Consider the following 6,031-nt stretch of genomic DNA (forward strand, 5'->3'; position numbering starts at 1 on the left):
ACGTGCCCGGCCAGCCGCTGCGCCGCCGCCTCAAGCTGGACGAGGATCCGTTCGGTGCGGTCGGCGACTATGCCGGCAGCTTCCTGATCAAGGGCGGGCTCGAGCTCTCCGCCGGCTACGACACCAATCCGACGCGCCTCAACAAGCCGGTCGGCTCGCCCGCCTATGTCATCGCGCCGGATCTGCTCGTGGTGTCCGATTGGGAGCGCCATGCGCTGGTCGCCGATCTGCGCGGTTCGTTCTCCGGCTACACCAACGACATGCCGGCGACGCTCAACGGCCTCGCCTCGCCGTCGCCGGTCGAGGCCAACCGGCCCGATTTCAACGGCCATGTCGATGGCCGGCTCGACGTCACCCGCGATTTCAAGCTGCTCTCGCAGCTCCGCCTGCGGCTCGCCACCGACAATCCCGGCAGCCCGAACGTGCAGGCCGGCCTGCAGAAATACCCGGTCTATGCCACTTACGGCACGACCATCGGCTTCGACCAGACCTTCAACCGCTTCCAGGTCTCCGCCGGCGCCACCATCGATCGCACCGCCTACACCGATTCGAAGCTCATCGACGGCACGACCTTCCCCAACAGAGATCGCGACTTCAATCAATATGGCGGCGTCGGACGCTTCTCCTATGACCTGAAGCCGGGCCTGAAGCCGTTCGTCGAGATCCAGGGCGACACCCGCGTCCACGACCAGGCCGCCGACCGCAACGGCTACTTCCGCGATTCCAACGGCGGCTATGCCAAGATCGGCTCGTCCTTCGAGTTCTCGCGCATCCTCACCGGCGAGATCTCGGTCGGCTATTCCGCGCGCAACTACACCGACCCGCGCCTCAGCCAGCTCGCCGGCTTCCTCACCACGGGCTCGCTGATCTGGAACGCGAGCGGCCTCACCACGGTGAAGCTCTTCACCGACACGCAGATCAACGAAACCACGATTCCCGGCTCCTCCGGCGTGCTGGTGCGCACCTACGCGGCCGAAGTCGACCACGACTTCCGCCGTTGGCTCACCGCGGTCGGCAAGTTCACCTACGGCACGTACGACTACCAGAACCAGGGTCGCAACGACAAAACCTACTCGCTCGAAGGCAATCTGATCTACAAGCTCAACCGCAACATCTGGGTGAAGGGCACGCTGCGCCACGACATCCTGGATTCGAACATCGCCGCGGCGAGCTCGCAGGGCACAGTGATGCTGCTGGGGGTGAGGCTGCAGAATTGAGGGCGCCTGCTTGCGCGTCTCACGAGACGAAGCCGAAGGGGCGCGGCTCTCTCTATCGTCATTCCGGGGCGCGCGAAGCGCGAACCCGGAATCCATTTATTCACCAACCCTGAGGCCCGATGGATTCCGGATTCGCGCCAAGTGGCGCGTCCCGGAATGACCGGCTTGCTACCGCGGCAGATCCGTCTTCCCCATCAAAAACGTGTCGATCGACCGCGCGCACAGCCGGCCCTCGCGGATCGCCCACACCACGAGCGACTGGCCGCGGCGCATGTCGCCCGCGGTGAACACGTTCGGGCGCGAGGTCTGGTAGTCGAGCGTGTTGGCCTTGACGTTGCCGCGCGGGTCGAGGTCGACCGCGAGCAGCTTCAAGAGGCCCTCGTGCACGGGATGGACGAAGCCCATCGCGAGCAGGACGAGATCGGCGTCGAGCTCGAATTCGGTGCCGGCAATCGGCTTGAAACTGTCGTCGACGCGCACGCAGTGCAGCTTCTTGACCTGGCCGTTCTCGCCCGAGAACTTCTGCGTCAGCACGGCGAATTCGCGCACCGCGCCTTCGGCCTGGCTCGACGAGGTCCGCATCTTCAGCGGCCAGTTCGGCCAGGTCAGGCCCTTGTTCTCGCGCTCGGGGGGCGCGGGCATGATCTCGAGCTGGGTCACCGAGAGCGCGCCCTGGCGCAGCGAGGTGCCGATGCAGTCGCTTCCGGTGTCGCCGCCGCCGATGACGACGACGTGCTTGCCGGCGGCCAGGATCTCCTGGACGCCGCCGAGCGGCTCCGCGGAGACGCGGCGGTTCTGCTGCGGCAGGAAGTCCATGGCGTAGTGGATGCCGGAGAGCTCGCGGCCGGGGATCGGCAGGTCGCGCGGGGCTTCCGCGCCGCCGGTCAGGGCGATCGCATCGTACTCGTTGAGCATCTCGCGTGGATCGACATTGCCGTCCGCGCCGACATGGCTGTTGTAGTGGAAGGTGACGCCTTCGCCTTCCATCTGCGCCACGCGGCGGTCGATGACGCCCTTCTCCATCTTGAAGTCGGGGATGCCGTAGCGGAGCAGGCCGCCGGCCTTGGCGTACTTCTCGAACAGATGCACGTCGTGGCCGGCGCGGGCGAGCTGCTGGGCGCAGGCCATGCCGGCGGGACCGGAGCCGATCACCGCGACCTTCTTGCCGGTCTTGTGGGCGGCGACTTCAGGCTTCAGCCAGCCATTGTCCCAGGCGCGGTCGACGATCGCGCATTCGATTGTCTTGATGGTGACGGGGTTGTCGTCGATGTTGAGCGTGCAGGACGCCTCGCACGGCGCCGGGCAGATGCGGCCGGTGAACTCCGGGAAATTGTTGGTGGAGTGCAGGTTGCGCGAGGCTTCTTCCCAATTGCCCTGGTAGACGAGGTCGTTCCAGTCGGGGATCTGGTTGTTGACGGGGCAGCCGGGCGTGCCGGGCGCCACCGAGCCGGTGCCGTGGCAATAGGGAATGCCGCAATTCATGCAGCGCGCCGCCTGGTCGCGCACCTCCTTCTCGGAGAGCGGAACGACGAACTCCTTGTAATGCTGCACGCGTTCGGTGACCGGGGTGTACTTGCGGTCGTGCCGTTCGATTTCCAGAAAACCCGTGATCTTGCCCATTAAACCCGAAGTCCCTGCCGCTTAAATTCTTTGTTCTCTCACTCCTCATCCTGAGGAGCGGCGCGCGTTTCGCGCCGCGTCTCGATGGATAGAGGCCCGGATGGTGACCTCATGGTGCGAGACGCAGCTATCGCGCTCCTCACCATGAGGGCTCTTTCTTACGCCCCGATCGCGATTTTCGGCTCCGCGTCCGCGTTGGCGGCCATCTCGCGCAGCGCGCGCCGGTACTCGACCGGCATCACCTTGCGGAATTTGGGCAGCCAGTCCTTCCAATTGGCGAGGATGTCGGCGGCGCGCTTGGAGCCGGTGGCCTTGGCGTGGCGCGAGATCAAGACGTGCAGCCGCTCGACGTCGGAGGCGAGCAGGTTCTTGAACACGTCGACCCGGCCGTGCGCCTCGAGGTCGCCCGAGGCGTGATAGGTGTCGGCGTTGATCATCTCCTCCGACAGCACCGGCTCGAGCTCGACCATCGCCATGTTGCACAGCCTGTCGAAGTCGCCGGTCTCGTCGAGCACATAGGCGATGCCGCCGGACATGCCGGCCGCGAAGTTGCGCCCGGTCTTGCCGAGCACCACCACGATGCCGCCGGTCATGTACTCGCAGCAATGATCGCCCGCGCCCTCGACCACGGCGACCGCGCCGGAATTGCGCACGGCAAAGCGTTCGCCGGCGATGCCGCGGAAGTAGCACTCGCCCTCGATCGCGCCGTACATCACGGTGTTGCCGACGATGATGCTCTCTTCCGGCACGATGGCGGAGTTCCTCGGCGGCTTGACGATGATCTTGCCGCCCGAGAGGCCCTTGCCGACATAGTCGTTGCCTTCGCCTTCGAGCTCGAAGGTGACGCCGTGCGCGAGCCAGGCGCCGAAGGCCTGTCCGGCCGTGCCCTTGAGGCTGACATGGATGGTGTCGTGCGGAAGACCCGCATGGCCGTAGATCTTGGCGACCGCGCCCGACAGCATCGCGCCCGCGGAGCGGTTGGTGCTGTTGATGTTGGCCTCGATCTTGACCGGCGCGCCGCGGTCGAGCGCGGCCTGCGCCTTCTCGATCAGCGTGCGGTCGAGCACCGCCTCCAGATGATGGTTCTGGCGCTCGGAGTGGTAGATCTTCTGGCCCTTCTCTTCCTTCTGCTTGACGAACAGCTTGGAGAAGTCGAGGCCCTTGGCCTTCCAATGCGCGACCAGCTTGGTCTGGTCGAGCAGCTGAACCTGGCCGACCATCTCGTTGAAGGTGCGGAAGCCGAGCGAGGCCATGATCTCGCGGACTTCCTCGGCGACGAAGAAGAAGTAGTTGATGACGTGCTCGGGCTGGCCGGTGAAGCGCTTGCGCAGGACGGGGTCCTGGGTCGCGACGCCGACCGGGCAGGTGTTGAGATGGCACTTGCGCATCATGATGCAGCCGGCCGCAATGAGCGGCGCTGTAGCAAAGCCGAACTCGTCGGCTCCGAGCAGCGCGCCGATCACGACGTCACGGCCGGTGCGGAAGCCGCCGTCGACCTGGACCACGATGCGGCTGCGCAGCCGCTCGCGCACCAGCGTCTGGTGGGTTTCGGCGAGGCCGATCTCCCACGGCGAGCCCGCATGCTTGATCGAGGTCAGGGGCGATGCACCGGTGCCGCCCTCGAAGCCGGCGATGGTGACATGGTCGGCACGCGCCTTGGCGACGCCTGCGGCCACCGTGCCGACGCCGATCTCGGAGACCAGCTTGACCGAGACGTCGCCCTCAGGGTTGACGTTCTTGAGGTCGTAGATCAGCTGCGCCAGGTCCTCGATCGAGTAGATGTCGTGGTGCGGCGGCGGCGAGATCAGGCCGACGCCCGGGGTCGAGTGCCGCACCCTTGCGATGGTGGCGTCGACCTTGTGGCCGGGGAGCTGGCCGCCTTCGCCGGGCTTGGCACCCTGCGCCATCTTGATCTGCATCATGTCGGAGTTGACGAGATACTCCGTGGTGACGCCGAAGCGGCCCGAGGCGACCTGCTTGATCGCCGAGCGCATGGAATCGCCGTTCGGCATCGGCTTGAAGCGGTCGGCTTCCTCGCCGCCTTCGCCGGTGTTCGACTTGCCGCCGATCCGGTTCATCGCGATCGCGAGCGTGGTGTGCGCCTCGCGCGAGATCGAGCCGAAGCTCATCGCGCCGGTGGCGAAGCGCTTGACGATGTCCTTGGCCGGCTCGACCTGGTCGAGCGGCACCGGCTTGCGCTTCTCCTCATCCGCGTTCTTGATCCGGAACAGGCCGCGCAGCGTCAGAAGCCGCTCCGACTGCTCGTTGAGGATTTTTGCGAAGGCGCGATAGCGCTCCTGCGAATTGCCGCGCGCGGCGTGCTGCAGCAGTGACACCGATTCGGCGGTCCAGGCATGGTCCTCGCCGCGGCTGCGATAGGCATATTCGCCGCCGACATCGAGCGCGCTCTTGTAGACCAGTGCATCGCCGAACGCGTCGGCGTGGCGGCGCACCGCCTCTTCCGCGATTTCGGACAGACCCACGCCCTCGACGCGGGTATGCGTGCCCGCAAAGAACTTGCCGACGAAATCCGCCTTGAGACCGACGGCGTCGAAGATCTGCGCGCCGCAATAGGACTGGTAGGTCGAGATGCCCATCTTGGACATCACCTTGAGCAGGCCCTTGCCGATCGACTTGATGTAGCGCTTGACGATCTCGTAATCGTCGAGCGAGCCGGGCAGGCGGTCCTTCATCGCGATGATGGTCTCGAACGCGAGATAGGGATTGATCGCTTCGGCACCGTAGCCCGCGAGGCAGGCGAAGTGATGCACTTCGCGCGGCTCGCCGGATTCGACGACGAGGCCGACCGAGGTGCGCAGGCCCGTGCGGATCAGATGATGATGCACGGCGGCGCAGGCCAGCAGCGAGGGGATCGGCACCCGGTCGGTGCCGACCATGCGGTCGGACAGGATGATGATGTTGACGCCCTCGCGCACCGCGCTTTCCGCACGCGCGCAGAGCTCATCCAGCACCTGGTCCATGCCGGCCGCACCGAGGCCGGAGTGGAACGTCGTGTCCAGCGTGCGCGACTTGAAGTGCGATTCGGCCACTTCCGAGATCGAGCGGATCTTTTCCAGGTCGGCATCGGTCAGGATCGGCTGGCGCACTTCGAGGCGCTTGGTCGTGGCCATGCCCTGGAGGTCGAACAGGTTCGGCCGCGGCCCGATGATGGAGACGAGGCTCATCACCAGCTC

Annotated in this window: 3 protein-coding genes; 1 reads left to right on the plus strand and 2 read right to left on the minus strand. The window is 65.9% G+C overall.

Annotated elements, in window-relative coordinates:
- Nucleotides 1-1,217 (plus strand): outer membrane beta-barrel protein (locus tag JHD07_RS24875; RefSeq protein WP_291626857.1); only part of this gene is annotated, 1,217 nt, incomplete at its 5' end.
- Between the two features lie 168 nt (nt 1,218-1,385).
- On the opposite strand, the gene JHD07_RS24880 is transcribed toward JHD07_RS24875, so the two are convergent.
- Entirely contained in the window at nt 1,386-2,837 is a 1,452-nt protein-coding gene (locus JHD07_RS24880) for a glutamate synthase subunit beta (RefSeq protein ID WP_291626858.1), read from the minus strand.
- A 158-nt stretch (nt 2,838-2,995) separates the two neighbouring features.
- The coding region (gene gltB, locus JHD07_RS24885; RefSeq protein ID WP_291626859.1) for a glutamate synthase large subunit at nt 2,996-6,031 on the minus strand (3,036 nt) is incomplete at its 5' end.

The organism is Bradyrhizobium sp. (assembly GCF_016462955.1).
In the GTDB taxonomy this organism is placed as follows: domain Bacteria; phylum Pseudomonadota; class Alphaproteobacteria; order Rhizobiales; family Xanthobacteraceae; genus Bradyrhizobium.

Bases quoted from the DNA above. Each gene is read 5' to 3' on its own strand.
- JHD07_RS24880 (WP_291626858.1), bottom strand. From the start codon at position 2,837: ATGGGCAAGATCACGGGTTTTCTGGAAATCGAACGGCACGACCGCAAG.